Origin of the sequence: Cetobacterium sp. ZOR0034, from assembly GCF_000799075.1 — a bacterium.
Taxonomy (GTDB): Bacteria; Fusobacteriota; Fusobacteriia; order Fusobacteriales; family Fusobacteriaceae; genus Cetobacterium_A.
The window spans coordinates 25,744-49,411 of sequence record NZ_JTLI01000051.1 but is presented as its reverse complement, the minus strand read 5'-3'; the positions used below and the strand labels follow the sequence as shown (position 1 = coordinate 49,411).

Genomic DNA, 23,668 nt, shown 5'->3' with positions numbered 1-23,668 from the left:
TAAACCTTTAAGTCAACAGTATATCTCTTATGTAAAGGACCTGACTAAAGGAGATTTAGGACCGAGTATGAAGAGAGAAGGAAGAACAGTAAATTGGATTATTGGGTATTCGTTTCCAACATCTGCAAAATTAGGTTTGGTTGCAGTACTAATATCTTTGACTGTAGGAATATCTTTAGGTATTTTAGCAGCGTTAAATTTTAATAAATGGCCGGATTCTGTTTGTATGGTGCTTTCGACCTTAGGAGTTACTATTCCAAGTTTTGTTGTAGGGGTATTTCTGATGTATATTTTTGGAGTTAAATTAAAAATGGTACCAATTGTAGGATTAAAAACATGGGATTCATATATTCTTCCGAGTATTGCTCTTTCTGGATATTCAATCGCATTTATAGCTAGATTGACACGTTCAAAATTGATTGAGGTAATGAAATCAGATTATATTAGAACAGCTAGAGCAAAAGGTTTAAGTAAAGGAAGAATTATTATAAAGCACGCTCTTAGAAATACATTGATACCAATTGTAACTTATGTAGGACCTTTAGTAGCTGGTATCTTAACTGGAAGTTTTGTTATAGAGAAAATATTTGCAATTCCAGGATTAGGAAGTGAATTTGTAACAACTATAACAAATAGAGATTATACGGTCATTTTAGGTGTAACTATCTTTTATAGTGCATTTTTAATGATTTGTAACTTAATTGTAGATTTACTTTATGTAGTTATAGATCCAAGAATTAAACTTGATAAATAGGGGGCATTTATGAATAACGATTTAGATTTTACCTTTGTTCTAGAAAGTGAAAAGGTAAAAGATGAAATAACTAGGAAAAGTTTTACATTTGCACAGGATGCATGGAGAAAATTAAAAGGAAATAAATTATCTATAGCTGGATTAATTTTTATTATTTTGATAACAGTCTTAGCAGTTGTTGTTCCGATGCTTTCGAGTTATAGTATCTTTGAAACAGATTTAGGAAAAACTAATCAATTTCCAAGTATGACTCATCTCTTTGGAACAGATCAATTGGGAAGAGATATATTTGTAAGAGTTATGTTTGGTGCACGATATTCATTAGCAATTGCGTTTATAGCTTCTTTTTTAAATCTAATCATAGGAATCTTATATGGTGGAATTTCAGGATATTTTGGTGGCCGAATAGATATGATAATGATGAGAATTGTGGATATAATATACTCAATTCCTATGACAATATATGTAATTTTGATTATGGTAACTTTTGAAAAAGGTGGTTTTTTAAATATAGTACTAGCTTTAGCACTTTCATATTGGATTGGAATGGCTAGAATTGTTAGAGGGGAAATTCTACAACTAAAACAACAGGAATACATCTTAGCCGCTAGAACTTTAGGAGCTTCAAATAGAAGAATTTTATTTAAACACCTTTTACCAAACAGTATGAGTTCAATAATAGTGACGTTGACATTACAAATACCATCGGCTATATTCACAGAAGCATTTCTAAGTTTTATTGGACTTGGGATAACTCCACCAGCTGCATCTTGGGGAACTTTGGCAAATGATGCACTGGGAGGATTTAGACTTTATCCATATCAACTTATATTTCCAACTTTGGCGATATGTTTTACGATATTAGCTTTTAATCTTTTAGGTGATGGATTAAGAGATGCATTAGATCCGAAGGTTAGGGGGTAGAATATGAAAAAATTATTGGAAGTTAAAAATTTGAAAACATCATTTACAACGCATCATGGAGAGGTTCAAGCGGTAAGAGGAGTTACTTTTGATTTGTTAAAAGGCGAAGTTTTAGGAGTAGTTGGTGAATCGGGAAGTGGAAAAAGTATAACGATGATGAGTATAATGAAACTTTTAGAGGAGAATGGAGAAATAAAAGAGGGAGAGATTACTTTCAATAATGAAAGAATTGATAGACTCACGGAGAAAGAGATGAACTCAATAAGAGGAGATAAAATTTCGATGATATTTCAAGATCCTATGACATCGTTAAATCTTTTAATTCCTATTGGAAAGCAGATAACAGAGACTTTGATTGTACATAAAGGTATGAGTAAAAAAGATGCGTTTGAAAAAGGAGTTCAGTTGTTAGAAGATGTTGGAATACCAATGGGGAGAACTAGAATGAAGCAGTATCCACATGAGTTTTCAGGTGGTATGCGTCAAAGGGTTATGATAGCAATGGCATTAGCAACAAACCCGGAGCTTCTAATAGCAGATGAACCGACAACAGCTTTAGATGTAACTATTCAAGCTCAGATTTTAGATTTAATGAGAAAAATAAAGAAAACTAGTGATACATCAATCATTCTTATTACTCATGACTTAGGAGTGGTTGCAGAGATGTGCGATCGTATCAATGTTATGTATGGTGGAGTTATTGTTGAACAAGGTATGACGAGAGATATATTTTATAATACGAAACATCCTTATACTTTAGGACTTTTAAAAAGTGTACCTAATCCAGAAAGGGTGGGAAAAGAAAAGTTAAAACCTATAATGGGAACACCTCCAGATTTATTAAATCCGCCAAAGGGATGCCCTTTTTATCAAAGATGTGAATATTCTATGAAAGTGTGTAAGGATAATATGCCACCATTTTTTGAGATAGATGAAAATCATAGATCTGCTTGCTGGTTAAATCATAAAGACGCACCTAAAGTTGGAATAAATTAATCGGGAGGAAGTTATGGAGAAGAATTTATTAGAGATAAAAAATCTATGTAAGTATTTTAATATAAAAAATAGTGTTTTTGAAAAAAAGAGAAAGATTTTAAAAGCTGTTGATGGAGTTTCTTTAGAGATTAGAAAAGGGGAAACTTTAGGTTTAGTTGGAGAATCTGGATGTGGAAAAACAAGTTTAGGAAGAACAATTGTTAAATTATATGAACCAACTTCTGGAGATATAATTTATGATGGAGAAAATTTAACGAATTTAAATTTTCAAGAGATGAAGAATTTTAGAAGAAAAATTCAAATGATATTTCAAGATCCATATGCATCTCTTAATCCTAGACAAACTATAGGAGATATAATAAAAGAGCCCATGGAGATTCACAATCTTTATAGTAAAGAGGAAAGAGGAAGAAAAGTTTTAGAAACTTTAGAATTGGTAGGATTAAATGCTACACATATGAGTAGATATCCACATGAGTTTTCAGGAGGTCAAAGACAACGGGTTGGTATAGCTAGAGCATTAGCGTGCAATCCCGAGTTTATTGTTTGTGATGAGCCAATTTCCGCTTTGGATGTATCTATTCAAGCACAGATTATAAATACTTTAGAGGAACTACAAGAAAAATTGGGATTGACTTATTTGTTTATAGCTCATGATTTATCAATGGTAAAACATATTTCGGATAGAGTTGGAATAATGTATTTAGGAAAATTAGTTGAAATATCAGATAGTGATAGGGTATATGATAAACCTATGCATCCATACACTCAAGCATTACTTTCAGCAATTCCAATACCGGATCCAGATATATCGTTAAAAAAAGAGAGAATAATATTAGAGGGGGATATACCGACTCCTATCAATCCAAGTGGAGGATGTAGATTTAAAAGTCGTTGTCCAAAGGCATTTGAAAAGTGTCAAACAATAGAACCTGAATTGAAAGAGGTAGAGAAAAATCATAAAGTTGCATGTCATTTATATAACAAAGTTTAATTTATCATATACTAATTTTAAAAGGAGGAGTTTATGTTAGGGAGATTAAATGGAAAAAATTTAGCATTAGCATCAATGGTTTTATTTTTAGCAGCATGTGGAGGGAAAAGTGAAGAGAAAGTAGCAGAAAATTCTACGACATCTAAAAAAAATGCAATATCATATAATTTAGGAAGTGATCCAAAAACAATAGATCCACAACTGAATACAGCGGTTGATGGATCGATAGTTTCTTCAAATGTGTTTGAAGGATTATTTGCAGAGGGAGAGGATGGGAAATCAGTTCCAGCAGCGGCAGAATCTGTAGATATATCAGCAGACGGATTAGTTTATACATTTAAAATAAGAGAAGGAGCAAAGTGGTCAGATGGAAAATTAGTTACAGCAAATGATTTTGTGTATTCTTGGAAAAGAGGACTGACAGCAGATACAGCTATGGAATATGCATATCAACTATTTTATATAAAAAATGGAGAGAGATTTTACAATGGTGAAGTTGGAGAAGCTGAACTAGGTGTGAAAGCTATAGACGATAGAACATTACAAGTAACTTTAGAAAATGCGACACCATATTTTCTATCTTTAACAGCGTTTCCTGCATATTTCCCTTTGAGAGAGGATATTGTTAAAGATAATTCAAGTTGGGCAATAGATGCTAAAACATATATAGGAAATGGGCCATTTAAGATTAAAACTTGGAATCCTAAAGAGAATATAGTTTTAGTTCCAAATGATAACTATTGGGGTAGATCAGAAGTAAAATTAGACGAGTTAAGATTTGATATGATAGTGGATGATAAAACATATTTAAATGCGTTCAAATCAGGAGAGATTGATATAATAGATTCACCACCAACAAGTGAGATACCATCACTTTTGTCTAGTGGAGAGGGGAAAGTATATCCTTATTTAGGAACATATTTTTATGTAGTGAATGTATCGGGATCAGGAACGTCTCCAGAAGTGACTAAATTCTTAGGAGACTCAAAAGTTAGAAAAGCACTAGCACTTTCGATTAATAAAAAACTTATTGTAGAACAAGTTATGAAAGGTGGACAACTTCCAGCTAGAAGTTTTGTGCCAGAGGGAATTGTAGCTACTGATGGAAAAGACTTTACGGAGAATAGTAAATATTTACCAGCAGAAGGAGATATAGAGTTAGCTCAAAAATTACTAGTTGAAGCGGGATATACATCACCAGAATCGATGCCGAAGATAACATTTACATTTAATACAGGAGATGCTCATGCTATGGTAGCTCAAGCTGTTCAAGATATGTGGAAAAAGAATTTAGGTGTAGAGGTTGAGTTAAAAAATGAGGAGTGGGCAGTGTTCCAAACAACAAGAAGTAATAAAAATTATGATATAGCAAGACATGGGTGGATAGCTGATTATAATGATCCTATGAACTTCTTAGATTTATGGTTAACAGGCGGAGGAAATAACGATGCGGGATATTCTAATCTGGAATATGATAAATATGTAAGAGATGCTCAAAAAGAAAGTGATCCAGATAAAAGAACAGCTTTACTTCATAAAGCAGAAGATATTTTGATGGAAGATATGCCAGTAATACCATTATATTACTATACGAGTGTAGTTGTGGCTAATCCGAAAGCAAAAGGATGGATTAAATCACCATTAGGTGGATATTTCTTTAAAAAAGCATATGTGGAGAATTAAGAGAAATTAGTACAAAAAGAAAAAACTGGTCAAATTTATATTCGACCAGTTTTTTCTTTTTGTTTGTATTTTTTCTTTTAATATTTTAAGTTTTTATGCTTTCAAATAGTTATATTCTTTCATCACTCTTTTTACATAGTTTTGAGTTTCTTTGAACGGAGGAATGCCGTTATATTTCTTAACATTTCCAATACCAGCATTATATGATGCTAAAGCTAAAGTAAGATTATTCTTATTTTGTTCTAGACACCAAGCAATATACTTAGTTCCTCCTTTTATATTTGAATTGATATTATTTGGATTTACCTTCATAAGTTTAGCAGTTTTAGGCATAAGTTGCATAAGTCCAGTTGCACCAACATGTGATACAGTACTTTGCTTAAAATCACTTTCAACTTTTATGATTGCAGCAATCAATTCAGGTTCAACATCATGACTGTTTGAGTGTTCCATAATACTATTATATATATTAGTAGCAGTTGCTTGAGTTTTAGTATGTTTTTCTATGTAAGTTTTTATTTTGCTTGAAGAGTTGTTCTCTTGAGAGAAAACACAAATTGTTAAAAGAAAAAATAATGCGATAAATCTAAACTTCAATAAAAATCACCTCTCGTAAAAAAATCATCTGTGAATATTATAACATAAAAATCACAAAAATGGAAATTTTTGTTCTATTTAAAAATGTGTATGAGCTTAAAATACTCAAGGCTTCAGCAATCCTATCATTAATTTTTTTAATAACAAAACTGGAAGGGATATATCAAATTAACTCTAAATTTACGAGAAGTTAATTTTATTTTAACATCATTTTGTTACAATAATTTTATGATAACACTAGGAGGAGAAAACATATGATATTTAAGGGGAAATTTGATAATAATAAAAAAGTTGAAAAATTAGAATATAAATTTGAAATTCCAGAGGGAACAAATAGAATATCACTAAATTTGACTAAAGGACCATTTCAACATGTTTTGATATCTTTAGAAGATAGTGAAGGAAGAACAAGAGTTTTGACATCTTTTAAAACTTTTAAAAAGAAATATTATGTGACTACACATTGGGAGAGTACATCAAATTGTTGTATTCCTGGAGATATTCCACCAGGAGAATGGAAGATAAAACTACTAAAACCATATTTGGTTGAGTCTGAGTTTGAACTTGAAGTTGCAGTTGAAAATGGAAATTTAATAAAAAAAGAAAATATGAAAAAGATTAGTTTAAAAGAGCATTATCCAGACATAAAAGAGTGGTATGCAGGAGAGTTACATAATCATACAACAGTTTCTGATGGAAGTATAACATTAAAAGATTTAAAAAAAGAGATTTTAGAAAAGGGCATAGATTTTATATTTCCGACAGAGCATAACAGTATATTGACTAAATATCCTGATTTAGATAAACCAATTATTCCTTCAACAGAATTAACGTTAGATGACTTAGGTCACTTTAATCTTTTTGGATTGAGACAATTTATAGATTATTATGATTTTATAGAGGAGAACGAAAAGAGAGAGGAATCTCTGAAAAAAATATTTGCAGAAGTAAAAAAACAGGGAGGATATATCTCATTAAATCATCCATTTCATAATAGTTCAAAGATGTGTTTAGGATTATTTTATAATATAGATTTAAAAGATTTAGATTTTATAGAAGTTATAAATTCACCAACGTCACTCGATAGAAATTCATACTACGATAAAAAAGCTTTAGAGGCCTTAGATATGTTGTGGAAAGATGGACATAAAATATTTGCAGTCGCTGGAAGTGATAATCATGGAATAACTTTAGGTGATCCATTAAATTATATTAGATTAGAAAAGTATTCAACTAAAAATATTTTGGAAAATTTAAAAAAGGGAAGAACATACATCTCTAGAGTGGGAGAGATAAAATTGAGGATGGAAAATGATGGAGATGTTATTTATCCAGGAGATGAAGTAGACGGTGAAGTTTTAATTAAAGTATTTTCTTCACAAAGTTTAATGTGGAAAGTCATAAAAAATGGAAAAGTAATACATACTGGAAAAGGAAAAGAGTTGACTGTGACTCAATATGTATCTAGTGGAGAGTATTTAAGAATAGAAGGAGTTTCAGAAGATCACGAACCAATGGTAATTATAAATCCGATATATAATGCTTTAAAAGTACCTACACTAGAGAAATGGTTTGATGTGAAAGATGTTGTTTGGAGAGATTAGAAAAATCTAAATTGAATAAAAATTCGAAATATTTTTTTCAAAAAAAGGTTGATTTTCAAAATAAAAAAGAGTATTATCTCCTTACAAGGATGTCTACAAATTAAGGAGGAATCAAAAATGTCATACGTATTTTTTATGCCAACAATCTCTTATATGGGAGAAGGATCAGTAAAAGGTTTAGGAAACGAAATTCATTCTAGAGGACTAAAAAAAGCTTTAATCGTAACAGATCATGTTCTAGTTCAAATTGGGTTAGTTAAAAGTTTAACAAATTTATTAGATAAAAATGGAATAGGTTATGTTATCTATGACGAAACAAAACCAAATCCAACTGTAACAAATGTAAATCATGGATTAAAAGCTTTAAAGGATAATCATTGTGACTTTGTAATATCGTTTGGTGGAGGGTCACCTCATGATGCAGCGAAAGGAATAGCTTTAGTAGCTTCAAATGGTGGAGATATTAAAGATTATGAGGGAGTAGATAAATCAAAATATCCTCAACTACCTTTAATCGCTATAAATACAACAGCAGGGACAGCATCAGAAATGACAAGATTTTGTATAATAACAGATGAAGAAAGACATGTGAAAATGGCTATAGTAGATAAGCATGTAACTCCACTTATTGCGGTGAATGATCCAGAATTAATGCTAAATATGCCAAAAAGTTTAACGGCAGCAACAGGAATGGATGCTTTGACTCATGCTATAGAGGCGTATGTTTCTACGATAGCAACTCCAGTAACTGATGCATGTGCAGAAAAAGCGATTGAGTTAATCTCAAAAAATTTAAGAGAAGCAGTTGAGAATGGGCAAGATATAAAAGCTAGAGATAATATGGCTTATGCTGAATATTTGGCAGGAATGGCGTTTAATAGTGCATCTTTAGGATATGTTCATGCCATGGCTCATCAACTTGGTGGATTCTATGATTTACCACACGGTGTTTGTAACGCTATCTTATTACCACATGTTGTTAGATATAATGCTTCTGTATCGGAAGAGAAATTAAGAAAAGTAGCTATCTTGATGGGAGTTAATCCCCATGATATAAAAGATAAAAATCCAGCGGATTTAGCAATTGAATCTATAAAAAAATTGTCTAAAGATATAGGAATTCCAGCGGGAATAAAAGAGCTTGGAGCTAAAGAGGAGGATTTTGTAACTCTAGCGACAAATGCATTAAAAGATGCATGTGGATTAACAAATCCAAAACAAGCAACATTAGATGAAATAATAGAAATTTATAGAAACGCAATGTAATTAAAAAAATATAAAATTATTTGTAAAAGTGTTAGAAAAAAATTCTAACACTTTTTTTATAGAGTTTAGTAATTTTTATTCTGATGAAGAGGCAATAAATAATATATTAAGAAAAATATAGAATAACTTTTACCTTTATTTTACATAAATTTAATCATGATTTTACAAATATAAGTTAAAATGAGTTAAATTAAAAAAAAGGGGGCAAAAAAAATTGAGTAAAACTAAATTTAAATTAGCAGCACTAACAGCATTTTTAACGATAGCAGGAACAGCACAGGCAGTAGCTTTAAAAGATGTGAAACCAGGATTTGCTAAAAATGTAATTTTCCTTATTCCAGATGGATCGAGTTCAACAGTTTCAACATTGGCAAGAGCGGTATATAATGATGGAGAAAGTTTAAATATAGATGCATTGGCATCTGGTTTAGTAAAAACTTATAACTCTGATACTTTTATAGCTGATTCGGCACCTGCAGGAACAGCACTTGCAACAGGATGGAAAACACAGGATAAGTTAATAGGTGTAAAACCTAAAGCTGCAACTTTAAAAGGAGCTAGAGTTCCAGAAGTAGGAGACGAATTAGCACCAGCAGCATCAGTGTTAGAAGCGGCTAAATTAAATGGTAAAGCAGTGGGGATTGTAGCAACATCAGAAGTATTGCACGCTACACCAGCAGATTTCACTACTCACTCAATTCATAGAAATAATTACTCTGTAATAGGAGAACAACAAGTTCATCAAAACTTAAATGTAGTTTTTGGTGGAGGAAAAAGTTACCTAAAAAAAGATAATGCAACTGAGGCAAATTCAAAGAAACGTACTGATGGGGAGGATATGCTAGAGGCTTTAACAGCTAATGGATATAATATAGTACAAACTTTGGATGAAATGAAAAGCTTAAATAAGGATTTTGTATGGGGATTATTTGCTGAGAAGGATATACCTTATGATTTAGATCGTGATAAGAAAACAGTTCCATCTTTAGCAGAGATGACAGAGAAAGCAATTGAATTACTTTCAAAAGATGAAGATGGATTCTTCTTAATGGTAGAGGGATCAAAAGTTGATTGGGCAGGACATGCAAACAATCCTGTTGCAATAACTTCAGAGTTTATGGCTTTTGACAAAGCTGTAGGAGTTGCTTTAGAGTATGCTAAGAAGAATAGTGATACACTAGTAGTTGCTGTAACAGACCATGGAACAGGTGGAATTTCTATAGGAAATCTAGCTACATCATCAAATTATCCAGAGTTACCAATGGATGTATTTACAAAAGATATGAGAAAAGCTAAGTTTACAGAAGTATTAACAGCAGAGAAGATATTAGCTAATAAATCAGCTGCAAAATCTTTAGCAAAAGATATGTTAGGTTTAGAGCTAACAGATGCAGAGTTAGAAGGAATAAATAAAGCTGATAAAACATCAGGAATTGAAGCGGTTTTAGGAAAAGCTATGAGTGAAAGAGCACATTTAGGATGGACAACAAATGGTCATACAGGAGAGGATGTACCTCTTTATGTGTATACATCTAATTACGCTAATCAATTAACAGGAACAGTAAACAATTCAGATATTGCACTTTATATAGCTAAAGCTATGAATTTAGATTTAGATGCAGCGACAAATGAGCTATTTGTTCCAGGAAAAAGAATAAAAGAGATGGGAATTGATGTAAATATAGACATGACAAATAAATTCCAACCAATATTTACTTTATCTAAGGGTGGAAAGAAGTTTGTGTTCCAAGAGAATAAGAACTACTACGAGTTAGATGGAAAAAAAGTTAAATTTAATGGAATTGTTGTATTTAATGGTAAGGATGTATTTATTCCAAATGCAGCTTTAAAAGATATAATATAATCTTTTTATAGAAAAAAGACGAGAGGTTTTAAAACTTCTCGTCTTTTAAATTTTTTGTTATTTTATACATAGCACATGGTATTCACCATTGATAACGCTAGTTCCTTCTGTTTCGTGTTCGAATCCTGGGAATTGTTTGTCCCAAGTAGAAAGAGCTTTTAAATATGTAATTTGTGGACTATTAGAATCTCCAAAGTTTTCACCAGACATCAGCATAGGAATTCCAGGAGGATAAGGAATAACAGCATTTGCCGCGACTCTATTTTCTAATTGTGTAGCTGGTACTAGTTCAACTTCATTTTTAACAACTTTATTATAAGCTTGTCTAGGAGTAATTACTTGTTCAGGTAGACTAGAATACGCTTCATTTAGATATTTACCCAAATTATGTTCTTTTAAGTAATGGAAAATTTCATCACCTAAGTCTTTCATTCCAAGAGTACCATATCTGTCTTCACGTCCTTTAACTAATTCAGGGAATATCTTACCTAAAGGGGTATTATTATCATAATCTTTTTTGAAAGCTATCAGAAGATCTAAAAGTGTTCCCCACTTTCCCTTAGTTATTCCCATTGAGAATAAAAACATAACTTGGAAATCTGTTGTTCTTGTAGGAACAACACCATATTTAGAAAAATAATATGCTACAAGTTCAGCAGGTACTCCTATGTCTGCAAGATCTCCATTATCACACATACCTGGGGAAAGAATACTAACCTTGATAGGATCTAACATTGCCCAATCTTCAGGAAGGTTATCAAAACCATGCCAAATATCTCCAGGCTTCATTTTCCAACACTCCTGATTTGTCATTAGAAGTTCAGTTGGAGCATCTTCAAAATTATAAACTTTACCAGTTGATTTATCTGTTACAGTTTCAACATTCCATGGTTTGAAGAACCATTCTCCTTTATCCTTATATTCTTTATGATATTTTGCGACCATTTTTCTAAAGTCGATAGCTTCTTTTAAAACTTCATCAGTTAAATATTTACCAGTTTTTCCCTCCATCATAGCAGCACCAATTTCATTTGAAACAGCGATAGCATACAAAGGAGATGTTGTAGAGTGCAGCATATAAGCTTGATTAAATCGCTCCTCACTTATAGGATTACTTCCTTTTCTCATATGAATGTATGAAGCTTGAGATAAAGCGTTTAAAAGTTTATGAGTAGAGTGTGTTGCAAAGATTGTAGCATGACCATTGTAATCCTTTGCATCTCCTCTCATAGCATAATGATTCGTATAAATTTCATTAAATTTAGCATATCCATACCACGCCTCATCGAAATGGATATTTTGTATATATGGTTGGAAAATATCTTCCACTTTTTTAGCATTGTAACAAACACCGTCATATGTACAGTTAGTAACAACTGTGTATAAAGGTTTTTGCTTCTTCATAGAAGCTGGAATTAAACAGCTATTTTCTATTTTGCCAAGAACTTCGTCTTCAGACATTTCGGTTGGTAGAATTGGACCTATTATTCCATATCGATTTCTAGTTGGCTTCATATAAACTGGTTTTGCTCCAGTTAACATTAAACCTTGTTCGATAGATTTATGACAGTTTCTATCAAGTAAGGCAATATCATCTTCAGTTAGTGTTCCTTGCATAATAGTTCTATTAGAACCAGAAGTACCAACTAAAACATTATATGATCTGTCTGAACCAAATATTTTTGCTGCTAATTTCTCCCCCTCTAGGAAAGCACCCGTATGATCTAATAAAGAACCGATACAAGTTCTTTCAATACCAGTGTCAGTTCTGAACAGATTTTCATCATAAAAATCGAAGAATCTTTGTCCTAATGCAGTTTTAGTAAAACCAACACCTCCTTGATGACCAGGAGCTGCCCATGAATACTCAGCAACTTTATTGTAGTTGAAAACTGCTTTTGTTAAAGGTGGAAGTAATTCATCATTATATCTTTCAACAGCTCTTTGAATTCTTTCACCTAGAAATGTTATTTCCTCTTGTAATAACCATATAATCTCTTCAACATTTTCATAAATCTCTCTACTTAAAGTTTCTAAAGCATCAGCCTTATGAGTTAAAAGAAAAACAGGAACTCCTTCTTGAGATTCATGGAGCTTTTCAATAATATTTAAAGCTTCTTTTTCCTCTTTATTGTTAGGCCAAGATAAAAGAAGGCAATCAATAGCTTTATCGTAAGAGATAACATCTTCTAAATCTTCATAAGATTGAGATATATATATTCCAAGATTTCTTCTACTTAATTCTTCTAAAAGAAGAGTACTTCTATTAGCAATTTCAGTTCCCTCCTTTATTCCATCATTAAAAAATACAATTTTGTTTTTATTTCCATCTATAATTTTTTTCATAAAAATAACCTCCATTTATCCAAGTAAAACTTTATAGTTTGCAATTGTATAAAATACTCCAATTATTCCACTTGCTATTATTAAACCGGCAAATATTTTTTCACCATGAGTAAAAATTGGTTTTCCATCACTGCTTTCCAATCTAGCTTTTCTAAAAACAGGAATTCCCAAAGCATAAATGATAGCTGCAACCAGAAAATAACTTAAACCAGCAGCATATATTAGCCAAGCTGCATAAATACTACCAAGTACTCCAGTTAAAAGAGCCTTTTCTCTACTTATAGGAGAGGCATTAGGGAAATCACCACCAGCTTTTGAAATTCTCCATAGGTATAGTGTACAAATAAAATAGCAAGGTAGAATCATAACTCCTGTAATACTAAGCATTAGATTCCAAGCATTATTAGAAAAATAAACTACGATCATACATAGTTGCATAAGAATAGATGAAACTAATAAAGAATATGAAGGGGATTCATTTTTATTTTCAGTAGCAAAAACTTTAGGAAATGTCCCATCTTTCGCAGCTTCAAAAGGTAAGGAAGCGAGCATTACTGTCCAAACAAGCCAAGAGCTTAATAGTGCAATAATAACACCCAGGTTCATTATCCAGTTTCCAGAGTTTCCGATAACAGTACTTAGAATAGGCCCTGTTGAAGGAGGTGACATAGTCGAAATTTTACCTTGAGATAAAATTCCTAATGGAAGTAAAGAAAGTAGGGCGTATATAATTAAGCATCCTAAGAATCCGATAACAGTAGCTTTCCCAACATCTTTTTGTGAGTTGGCTCTACTAGAAATAACAACAGCTCCTTCTATACCAATAAATACCCAAAGTGTCACAAGCATAGTACTTTTTACTTGAGGGAATAGTCCGCCTAAGTCTTTATCCATAAGACTTGGAATAACAGCTTTACCCCAAAAATCGGTTGTAAAAACTGAAAAATCGAATTTAAAGATTAAAATTAAAATAAAAAGTATTAATGGAATTAATTTTCCAACTACTCCAATATTATTGATAAATGCAGCTTGCTTTACTCCTGCCAAAACAGCGAAGTACATAATCCAGATTACTAAAGAACCACAGATTACTGAGAGCAAATTATTTCCACCTTTAAAATATGGATTAAAAAAATAATTGAATGAATCCATTAAAAGAATTGCGTATCCGACATTTGCAAAGATATTACATATCCAATATCCCCATGCAACTTGGAATCCCATTAATTTTCCAAATCCTAATTCACCATACCCATAAATTCCAGAGGTAACTTCTGGTTTGACATTTGACAAAATACTGAAAGTATTAGCCAAAAACCACATACCTAAACCTGTGATTACCCAAGCTATTATTATAGCTCCAGCAGAAGCTGATTGTGCCATATTTTGAGGTAGATTATATACACCACCACCAATCATAGCACTGATAACAAGTCCTGCTAAAGTAATAACGCCTAGTTTTTTTTCTGTTGCCATAATTCTTCTCCTCCTTTTAGAGAAATTTATTTTAGTCATATTATTCTACTACCCATATTTTATACTTATATTTTAATAAGAAATAAAATAATATGCCCACTCCCTTATACAATATTTGTGAAAAGTTTCCTACATTTTTTTTAAATAGAAAAATAATGAGAGAGAATAAAGAGTATATAGTTACAAAAAAGTAACTACTTTCTTAAAAAAAAAATCTATGATAGGATAGTGTTTATAAAATTAAAGGAGGTAGTTTAATGTTACTTATCAAAAGAGCAAAAAAAGTAAAATTTTTAATATTTATAATATTTACAGTGGTTTTATTAAGTTGTACAAGAGAAGATAAGAAGGCAGAGGAAAAGTTATTGAAAATAGCTCAAAGTGGAAATCCAAGATCACTTGATGTACATAATGCAAATGATGGATTTTCTTTAAGAATAAATAAACAAATATATTCTAGACTTGTAGAAATTGATGGTGATAGAAATATAATACCAGGATTGGCTGAAAGTTGGATTAGAATAGATGACAAAACTTATGATTTTAAAATAAGAGACAATGTAAAATTCCATAATGGTGATACTCTTCAATTGGAGGATATAAAATTTTCTTTTGAAAGGATGATGAAATCTCCGAGAATAAACTTCATAGTACCGCCTATCGAAAAAATAGAGATTATAAATCCTTCAACAATAAGGATTGTTACAAAGACACCTTTTGCACCATTGCTATATCACTTATCACATCCAGCTTTAGGGATAGTAAGTAAAAAAGTAATAGAAACTTCAGGTGATAATTCAGCTGTAGTGGGAACAGGACCCTATAAATATGATTCTTGGGTCATCGGAGACCAAGTCGTTTTAAATAAAAATACAGAATATTTTTTGACACCTCCAGCTTTTGATAAGTTGATATTTAAAACAATAACAGAACCAACGAATAGAGAGATTGCCTTAGAAACGAAAGAGATTGATATAGCACTAGACATAAGTACTGTCGATGCACCTAAAATTATAAGTAATAAAGAATTAGTTCTTCATACAAAACCATCATACTCTTATAGATACTTAGGATTTAATAATAGAAAAGTAATTTTTGAGGATAAAAACTTAAGAAAAGCAATCGATTATGCAATCGATAAAGAGTCTATTGTAAAAATAATTTTAAACGGATATGGTGAAGTTGCAAACTCTGTAATAGCACCTAATGTATTTGGATTTACAAATACTACTAAGAATGTGGGATATGATCTAGAAAAAGCAAAAGAATTCTTAGCTAAATCTAACTATAAAAATGAACTTACGTTAGAGCTTTTAACTCAAGGGTCGGGTGACACAAATGCTATTGCAGAAGTGATTCAAGCAAACTTGAAAGAGATTGGAATAGAGTTGAGAATAACAATTGTTGAAAGCGGAACATTTTATGATCTGACTGAAAAAGGCAATTTTGATATGTTTTTAGGCTCATGGGGAACAGTAACCGGTGATGCTGATTATGGATTATATCCAATGTTCCACTCTAATTCTATGGGAAGTCCTGGAAATAGATCTTTCTATTCAAATCCAGAAGTAGATAGACTTTTAGATGATGGAAAAACTGTAGCTGATCAAAATGAAAGGTTAAAAATATATGAGGAGATTCAACAAAGAATAGTCGAAGATACACCACATGTAATGTTATATAATAGTGTGATTATTGTAGGTGCTCAAAAAGATATAAAAGGATTGAATATACACCCAGTTACACTTCATGATTTTTATCCAATTTATAGAGAGAAATAGAAAAAAGCTTCCTTACAGAACTAGTGAGGAAGCTTTTTATTTTAAATGATTTTACCATTTCGAAGGTTTAAAGCAAGTCCCTTATTAATAATAACTTCACCATTAATAATAACATATTCAATACCATCAGGTTTTAAATATGGATTTTCAAAAATTGAATTGTCTCTAATCTTATTTAAATTGAAAATTGTAAGATCAGCAAAATATGTCGGACGAATCTCTCCTCTGCTTAAAACTTTAAATATTTTAGCAGGTTTAGCAGTAATACGATTTATAATATCTTCGATAGGTAGTTGATATTTCATAATATTTATATATCTTGGGAAAGTTCCGAAGCTTCTAGGATGTGGAGTTCCAAGATTAAAACAATCATTCATAGGAAAGGAATTTCCATCACTTGCAACAACTCCAAGATTAGACTTAAGGAAAATTTCAACATCTTTCATATTCAAAGAGAAATATATAGCTTGAGCAGCACCACAAGATTTTTCGATAAGATAAAGAACACTTTCTGCTTCACTTAATTGTAAAAAAATAGATATCTGATAAAGAGATTTACCAGAAAAGTTTATTTTATCATAAAAATTATTTGAGATAATGATATTTTTTCCACCGCCACGTTTTTCAATTTTTTTAGCTATTTGTACCAAGATATCTTCTGAAAATCTGGGAATAGAATCTATAAAGAGAGAAATATCACCTGTAAAAATATTTTCGGGAAGCAAAACAAAAAGATTTGTGCAACTAGCATTATATGGATATTGATCAAAAGATATATCTGCTCCATCTTGCTTAGCTTTTTCTAAAAGATTTAAAACTTGGTTGGCTTTTCCCCAGTTGTTTTTATTCATAATTTTTAGATGAGATACATGAACTTTAGCACCACTCATTTTTGAATAGAAAACAACCTCTTCTATAGATTCAATAATTTTATCTCCCTCATCTCTAATATGAAATGAAGCGATTTTGTCATATGCTTTTACAACTTTTAAAAGTTCAATAATCTCCTCTCTACTCATAAAATTTCCTGGTTGATAAAGTAAGCCAAAAGATATTCCTAAAGCACCCTCATCAAATTGTTTTTTAAGTAATTTTTTCATTTGATAAATCTCTTTAGAAGATGCAAAATTAGATTTAAAGCCCATAACAGCAATTCGAATACAACCAGACCCGACAAGAAATCCTTGGTTTGTATCTAGTTGATATTTTTCTAATTCATTTTTTAAACTTGAAAAACTATTAATCCGATTAAGTGGAATAGGATGATAGTTAATATCTGAATGAGTTTGAATATATTTAGCAAGATTATCTTGATTCTCAGAAGTTCCTGGAAAAATTCCGATACCACAATTTCCATTAATCTCTGTTGTCACTCCCTGATAAAGTTTACTTGAGCAAGTTTTATTACTAAAACTAGAGATATCCGAATGGCTATGAACATCTATAAAACCAGGTGATACATATAAATGTTCAGCGCTTATAACTTTTTTTCCTTTTAACTTTTCTTTAGAAATTGTATGGATTCGATCTCTAATTATTCCGATATTTGAAATTTCAGAGGCTTTGTCATAACCAAAAATTACAGTTCCATTTTCTATTACAAGATCAAAAATAATATTTGAATTAATTGTTTGTAAAGTATTCATATCTATTCATCTCCTTAAAAATCAACTGTTTACAAAACTTCTAAATAGAATTGTTTTAAGAAATCTCTCATGAATTTGTCTCTTTTTTCAGCTTCAATACGCCCCTCTTCTGTATTCATCAAATCTTTTAGTTTTAAAAGTTTAGTATAAAAATGAGAGATAGTATCGTTCATTTCTTCGGGGTTATAAATCTCTCGCTGAAAAGCGCCTCCAAAAGTAAAAGTTCGAGCGATACCAATAGCTCCTAAAGCATCTAAACGATCAGCATCTTGAACTATTTTACTTTCTAAAGTTTTTAGAGGTATTCCTTTAGTGAAAGATGTTGTGTTAGCTATATATACAACATGCTCAATTTGCTCTTTCGTTAGAGATGTATTCAGTAAAAATGATTCGATAATATTTTTACGATCGATATTAGAATAACCGAATTTATGATCTGCAACATCATGAAATAAAGCACCTAATTGAACTACTGTAAAATCGATATTTTCTTTTTCTTTGATAGCAATTTTTTTAGCGTTTTCTAGAACTCGAAGAGTGTGTTGCCAATCATGACCAGTTTTTTCATTAATCAATCTATTTTTAACATACTCTTTAGCATTTTTGATTATATTCACAGAATCGTTCGATTGATTTTTTTTAGCAATAATAAATTTAACCTTAGTTTCATTTATATGTTTTGTATTTTTAAGAAGAGATAGAAATTCAATTTTTATTGAATTAATCTCTTCTTTAGAGAAATATTTATTAAAGGATAATCTGTTCAAACGATTTTCCCACATAGAACAAATATTGTCAGGGAGAGCTCCAGAAGATGTAAGCTCAGAATCATCTAGATTTTCACTTAGAATAATTTCTAGTCCTAATTTTTTTAGAATAGGTTCAATATTTCTTCCGGCCTCGAAGTCATAAACACCTTCGTTTTTAATTTCTTTTTCGAATTTTGCTAGATATTTTGTTATTTTTTCTGATAATGGTTGATGCCCTCTTAAAAGATTGTCAATTTCTATAATAGCTATCCACCCATTAAATTTTAACTTATTAACCCAATTACTAAGAGTCACTTCCATTTTATTTGGAAAATAAGCGATTGCAAAACTAGAGAATATACCATCTATCTCCTCTGGAATATAAACTAAATCATGGATATCATTTTGAATAATATTTATATTATTGATATTTTTATTTTTTAAAATTTCAAGAAATTCAGAATTTATATCAACGGCGATAACTTGATGTACTTTTTCGGATAAAATTTCAGAAAATTCACCGATTCCACATCCTAATTCGAGAATGGTTTGATTATTGTTCAGTGGTAATTTATTTGCAATATTAGTCCATTTTCTATACTTTTGTTGAATTTGGTATTCTTCTTTTAATGTCATATGTATACCTCTCTTTATAATAGAATGATGTTTATCCTAACACACAATTTTAATATCTTCAAGTTAGATTTAATAAAACTCATATTGTTAAATAAGTTTGACAAAAATATTAAACTATACTAAAATGTGTTTATATAAAGTGAACTTATTTATTGATACATTAAAAGGAGGATAAAATGTCAAATTGTAATTCATGTCCATCAAAAGGATCATGCTCAAAAGAGTCTTCAAGTTGCGGGATAGTTAATCATCCGGCAAATAAAATAAAAAAAGTGATAGGTGTCATGAGTGGAAAGGGTGGAGTAGGTAAATCTACAGTTTCTACTTTGTTAGTAAAGCAATTAGCTGATCAAGGATATAAAGTAGGAATAATGGATGCCGATATTACAGGACCTAGTATTCCAAGATTATTGGGACTGAGTGGAGAAAGAGCTGGAGGAAAAGGGGATGATATTTATCCAGTATTAACAAAAGATGGAATAAAAGTGATTTCTTTAAATTTTTTAGTTGAAAATGAAAATGATCCTGTATTGTGGAGAGGCCCAATTGTAGGAAGAGCTGTTAAACAGTTTTGGGAGAATGTTATCTGGGGAGAATTAGATTATCTGATTATAGATATGCCTCCAGGAACAGGAGATGTTGCTCTTACAGTTATGCAATCAATTCCATTGAATGGAATTGTAATGGTTTCAGTGCCACAAGATATGATATCAATGATAGTTGCAAAAGCTGTTAAAATGGCAAATCAAATGAATGTAGACGTGATTGGAGTAGTTGAGAATATGAGTTATGTTGTATGTCCAGGGTGCGAAACTAAAATAAAGCTATTCAACGGAGAGGCGACAAATTTCTTAAATGAAAATAAATTACAACTCTTAGGGGAACTTCCCATGATTTCAAGTATATGTAATCTTTCTGTAGATGGATATGAGGCTAATAAAGAGGAGATAAATAATATTTTTAATTCAATTACAAAAAAAATATTAGATAAAATTAATATATAATATAAATAGACAAAAATAGGCTAGATATTCTAGCCTATTTTTTTAGAGATTTTTAATTTTATTTTAATATAAAATTAAAATATTTGCATTAACTTCCAATAAACATTTGTGTCCAAATATTATTTCCAAACTCATCTCTTGAAACACCCATCTCTTTAAATTTAGGGTTTAGTATATTTTTTCTATGACCAGCTGATTCCATCCATGATTTCATAACAAACTCAGGGGTATTTTGTCCCTTTGCAATATTTTCACCAGCAGTCATATAGTTCACATTATATTTTTTCATCAAATCGAAGGGTGAACCATATATAGGTGAGTTATGACTGAAGTATTGATTGTGATACATATCATCAGATTTTATTTTTGCAAGAGTATTTAAGGTTGGATTTAGTTTTAAAGGTTCAATTCCTCTATTCTCTCTTTCAATATTCACTAAAGCTAAAATAGCTTCGTGATCATTATCAAATCCGAATAGTGACGTTGTTAAAAGTAAAAGTAAAATTCCTAGTATTTTTTTCATAAGTTCTCTCCTGATAAGTATTCTTGTAGTTTATTTTAACAAATAAAATTGAAATTGTCCATTATATGAGGAGTTTAAAATATAATTTTGACTTATTAAAAAAAATGAAGTAAATAAAATAATAACTAAAATTTTATTAAAAAGATATGGGAGGGATTTTATGAATTTCAGTAGTGATGATTTTGGATTTTTAATTAGCTTTAATATGATTGGGACCTTAGCAATTGGATTGATATCTTTATATATTGGATTGTATATAAAAAACAAATCTCAATTTTTTAATAAGTTCGGAATTCCAGCTCCGGTAATTGGAGGAATCCTTTTTGCTATTATTCATTTGTGTATTAGAAATTTAGGAATAGGAACACTAAAGTATGATACGATTCTTCAAGATCCATTTATGGTTGTATTTTTTACAACGATTGGGATTGGTTCTTCAGTGGCAGCTTTAAAAAAAGGTGGAAAACTTTTAATAGTATTTTGGTTTATTAGCAGGTGGACTTTTAGGAGCTCCATTGGCATTATATTTAATTAGAAAAAATAATTTGAAGGCAATAAATATAGTAGGAAAAGATGATATAAACTTTGAAGAAAAATATTCATATCAAGATATAACAGCGGATGAATTATTAAAGCATATAGCTATTCTTTCAATAATAATGATGATTGGAACAACGTTTTCAGCAATATTAAAATCAAAATTAGATTTAGCTTTACCATCTTATGTTGGAGCTATGTTTGTAGCAATTATATTTAATAATTTGAATGAAAAATATAACTATGTGAAGCTAAATAGAAATTTAATTGATATATTAGGAATAACTTCTTTAAATATATTTTTATCGATGGCTTTAATTTCGTTAAGACTTTGGGAACTAGCTTCTTTAGCAGTTCCAATGTTTTTGATTTTATTTGCTCAAGTAATTTTTATGGCGTTTTTCACAAGTCAAATAGTATTTAAAGCTATGGGAAAAGATTATGACGCAGCAGTGATGGTTTCTGGGATGTGCGGTTCTGGATTAGGGGCAACTACAAATGCCATGTTGAACATGGGAGAAATTTCAGAAAGACACGGATATACAGTTAATCCATATTTAATTGTAACTTTAACAGGAGCCTTTTTAATTGATATTTTTCAAATGTCGGTAATAATAACAGCTATAAATATGTTTAAATAAAAAATAAAAATGTCAACTTTAAAATCAAAAAAAGTTGACATTTTTATTTTTGTAGAATAGAATAATTAACATGAAATAAAATTATTTGAGGTGAAAAATGAAAAAAACTATAGATAGAATAGTAAATAAAATTTTAGAAAAAAAAGATGAAATAACTTTTGAAGAAGCCATAAATCTTATAGAATATGACTTTGAAAAAGATAAAGATAGTCTAAAATCTCTTTTAAATGGAGCAAATAAAATCAGAGAAATTTTTCATGGAGATATATTTGATCTATGCACCATAGTTAATGCTAAATCAGGAAATTGTTCAGAGGATTGTAGATATTGTGCTCAATCATCACATTACAATACAGCAGCAGATGTATATGATTTGATGAATAAGAAGAAAATTTTAGAGCTCGCGAAAGATGTAGAGGAAAAGTTTGTTGATAAATTCTCTCTAGTTACGAGTGGAAGAGGATTAAGTGAGGGATGTGAATTAGAAAAATTAAAAGAGATTTACTTTGAATTGAAAAATGAAACGTCACTTCATTTATGTGCTTCTCACGGAATAATAGATTTTGAAGTGGCAAAAGAACTTAAAAGTTCAGGAGTACAGATGTATCATCATAATTTAGAAACTTCAAGAAAATTTTATGATAAGACCTGCACAACACATACTTATGAAGATAGAATAGAAACTTGTAAAAATGCTAAAAAAGCCGGTTTGAAAGTTTGCTCGGGTGGAATTTTAGGATTAGGAGAAACTAAAAAAGATAGAGTAGAAATGGCATTTGAGTTGAAAAAATTAGAGGTAGATTCGGTTCCAATAAATATTTTGACTCCTATTGAAGGAACACCTTTAGCTTTAGAAATAATAGAAGAGTTAACACCATTAGAAGTTGTAAAAACAATAGCGATTTATAGATTAATTTTACCAAATATTCCTATAAGATATGCAGGAGGTCGTCAACTTTTAGAAGATTATGAAATTTTAGGAGTAAAATCAGGTGTTAATGGAGCCCTTACGGGTAATTATTTAACAACGACAGGAAGTACAATTGAAAGAGATAGAATGATATTTAAGGAGGCTGGCTTTGAATTCAAGAGATAGGTTTTTTATAGTTGGAACAGGAACAGATATAGGAAAAACATATGTAGCGGGGTTATTTTTTAAAGCTTTAAAAAACAGTGAAGCGACTTATTACAAACCCATACAGAGTGGTTCAATTGATGGAAGAGCTCCAGATGTTTTAAGTGTCTGTTCGTTTGCAGGAGTTGAATACAGTGAGGAGATGTGTAGCTACAATTTAGTTGAACCAGTATCACCACATCTTTCAGCAGAGATAGATAAAGTTGAAATAGACTTTGAAAGGATTTTAGAAGAGATAAGAAAAAAATGTTTGGATAACAAATATCTAATTGTAGAAGGAGCAGGAGGAGTTTGTGTACCATTAAATAGAGATGGGTATATGTATTCAGATTTAATAAAAAAATCAAAATTACCAGTAGTGTTAGTAGCAGATACAAAAGTTGGAACAATCAATCACACTTTAGCAATATTAAGTTATCTTAAAGCTGAAAAAATACCGGTTTTAGGAGTTGTTTTCAATAGATTTAAAAATGAATATTTTGAAAAAGATAATATAGATATGATTGTTTCGT

General features: G+C 30.6%; 19 protein-coding genes and 1 pseudogene. 14 read left to right on the top strand and 6 right to left on the bottom strand.

Features of this window, described 5'->3' with window-relative positions; genetic code table 11:
• From L992_RS09895 to L992_RS09875, 5 genes are all read left to right on the top strand, one after another.
• The coding region (locus L992_RS09895) for an ABC transporter permease (protein WP_047395975.1) at positions 1 to 754 on the top strand (754 nt) is incomplete at its 5' end.
• Between the two features lie 9 nt (positions 755 to 763).
• A complete protein-coding gene (locus tag L992_RS09890; RefSeq protein ID WP_047381837.1) occupies positions 764 to 1,678 on the top strand; it encodes an ABC transporter permease in 915 nt (304 codons plus the stop codon).
• Positions 1,679 to 1,681: 3 nt separating this feature from the next.
• A complete protein-coding gene (locus tag L992_RS09885; RefSeq protein ID WP_047395958.1) occupies positions 1,682 to 2,674 on the top strand; it encodes an ABC transporter ATP-binding protein in 993 nt (330 codons plus the stop codon).
• A 13-nt stretch (positions 2,675 to 2,687) separates the two neighbouring features.
• Positions 2,688 to 3,668: an ABC transporter ATP-binding protein gene (locus tag L992_RS09880; RefSeq protein WP_047381834.1), complete on the top strand. Its 981-nt coding sequence runs from the start codon at positions 2,688 to 2,690 to the stop codon at positions 3,666 to 3,668.
• 33 nt (positions 3,669 to 3,701) lie between these two features.
• The gene (locus tag L992_RS09875; RefSeq protein ID WP_047395955.1) at positions 3,702 to 5,351 is read left to right on the top strand and encodes a peptide ABC transporter substrate-binding protein; all 1,650 of its coding nucleotides are present in this window, start codon (positions 3,702 to 3,704) and stop codon (positions 5,349 to 5,351) included.
• A gap of 93 nt (positions 5,352 to 5,444) precedes the next feature.
• Here the strand turns inward: L992_RS09875 and L992_RS09870 are convergent, their stop codons facing one another.
• A complete protein-coding gene (locus tag L992_RS09870) occupies positions 5,445 to 5,948 on the bottom strand; it encodes a lytic transglycosylase domain-containing protein (protein ID WP_197053413.1) in 504 nt (167 codons plus the stop codon).
• A gap of 254 nt (positions 5,949 to 6,202) precedes the next feature.
• Here L992_RS09870 and L992_RS09865 point away from each other — a divergent pair, with 254 nt between their 5' ends.
• From L992_RS09865 to L992_RS09855, 3 genes are all read left to right on the top strand, one after another.
• A complete protein-coding gene (locus tag L992_RS09865) occupies positions 6,203 to 7,552 on the top strand; it encodes a CehA/McbA family metallohydrolase (protein WP_047395953.1) in 1,350 nt (449 codons plus the stop codon).
• A 117-nt stretch (positions 7,553 to 7,669) separates the two neighbouring features.
• Positions 7,670 to 8,818 (top strand): L-threonine dehydrogenase, encoded by a 1,149-nt coding sequence (gene yiaY, locus L992_RS09860; RefSeq protein ID WP_047381829.1) that lies wholly within the window; start codon positions 7,670 to 7,672, stop codon positions 8,816 to 8,818.
• Between the two features lie 214 nt (positions 8,819 to 9,032).
• A complete protein-coding gene (locus L992_RS09855; protein ID WP_047381827.1) occupies positions 9,033 to 10,682 on the top strand; it encodes an alkaline phosphatase in 1,650 nt (549 codons plus the stop codon).
• Between the two features lie 57 nt (positions 10,683 to 10,739).
• On the opposite strand, the gene adiA is transcribed toward L992_RS09855, so the two are convergent.
• Both adiA and L992_RS09845 read right to left on the bottom strand, forming a co-directional pair.
• Entirely contained in the window at positions 10,740 to 13,028 is a 2,289-nt protein-coding gene (adiA, locus tag L992_RS09850; RefSeq protein ID WP_047395951.1) for an arginine decarboxylase, read from the bottom strand.
• A gap of 15 nt (positions 13,029 to 13,043) precedes the next feature.
• Positions 13,044 to 14,504, bottom strand: a complete 1,461-nt coding sequence (locus L992_RS09845) for a basic amino acid/polyamine antiporter (RefSeq protein WP_047381824.1) — start codon at positions 14,502 to 14,504, stop codon at positions 13,044 to 13,046.
• A gap of 257 nt (positions 14,505 to 14,761) precedes the next feature.
• Between L992_RS09845 and L992_RS09840 the strand changes: the two genes are divergently transcribed.
• Complete coding sequence (locus tag L992_RS09840) at positions 14,762 to 16,285, top strand: ABC transporter substrate-binding protein (protein WP_047381822.1); 1,524 nt, start codon at positions 14,762 to 14,764, stop codon at positions 16,283 to 16,285.
• Between the two features lie 41 nt (positions 16,286 to 16,326).
• Here L992_RS09840 and L992_RS09835 read toward each other — a convergent pair whose 3' ends face one another.
• Together L992_RS09835 and L992_RS13780 are read right to left on the bottom strand one after the other, a co-directional pair.
• Positions 16,327 to 17,931: an amidohydrolase family protein gene (locus L992_RS09835; protein WP_052191676.1), complete on the bottom strand. Its 1,605-nt coding sequence runs from the start codon at positions 17,929 to 17,931 to the stop codon at positions 16,327 to 16,329.
• A 29-nt stretch (positions 17,932 to 17,960) separates the two neighbouring features.
• Positions 17,961 to 19,316 (bottom strand): methyltransferase domain-containing protein, encoded by a 1,356-nt coding sequence (locus tag L992_RS13780; protein WP_231549783.1) that lies wholly within the window; start codon positions 19,314 to 19,316, stop codon positions 17,961 to 17,963.
• A gap of 176 nt (positions 19,317 to 19,492) precedes the next feature.
• Here L992_RS13780 and L992_RS09820 point away from each other — a divergent pair, with 176 nt between their 5' ends.
• A complete protein-coding gene (locus tag L992_RS09820) occupies positions 19,493 to 20,320 on the top strand; it encodes an Mrp/NBP35 family ATP-binding protein (RefSeq protein WP_047381820.1) in 828 nt (275 codons plus the stop codon).
• A gap of 88 nt (positions 20,321 to 20,408) precedes the next feature.
• Here L992_RS09820 and L992_RS09815 read toward each other — a convergent pair whose 3' ends face one another.
• The gene (locus L992_RS09815; protein ID WP_047381819.1) at positions 20,409 to 20,843 is read right to left on the bottom strand and encodes a CAP domain-containing protein; all 435 of its coding nucleotides are present in this window, start codon (positions 20,841 to 20,843) and stop codon (positions 20,409 to 20,411) included.
• A 160-nt stretch (positions 20,844 to 21,003) separates the two neighbouring features.
• Here L992_RS09815 and L992_RS13775 point away from each other — a divergent pair, with 160 nt between their 5' ends.
• The 4 genes and pseudogenes from L992_RS13775 to bioD all read left to right on the top strand — a co-directional run.
• Positions 21,004 to 21,378: a sodium/glutamate symporter gene (locus L992_RS13775; RefSeq protein ID WP_231549782.1), complete on the top strand. Its 375-nt coding sequence runs from the start codon at positions 21,004 to 21,006 to the stop codon at positions 21,376 to 21,378.
• Complete coding sequence (locus L992_RS09810; protein WP_231549781.1) at positions 21,359 to 22,021, top strand: sodium/glutamate symporter; 663 nt, start codon at positions 21,359 to 21,361, stop codon at positions 22,019 to 22,021. The genes L992_RS13775 and L992_RS09810 overlap by 20 nt, the downstream gene beginning before the upstream one ends.
• Positions 22,022 to 22,118: 97 nt before the next feature.
• Entirely contained in the window at positions 22,119 to 23,117 is a 999-nt protein-coding gene (gene bioB / locus L992_RS09805; RefSeq protein ID WP_047395948.1) for a biotin synthase BioB, read from the top strand.
• Positions 23,101 to 23,667, top strand: a pseudogene (gene bioD, locus L992_RS13770) (dethiobiotin synthase); the annotation flags it as partial. The gene bioB and the pseudogene bioD, both read left to right, overlap by 17 nt.
• Between the last annotated feature and the right edge of the window lies 1 nt (position 23,668).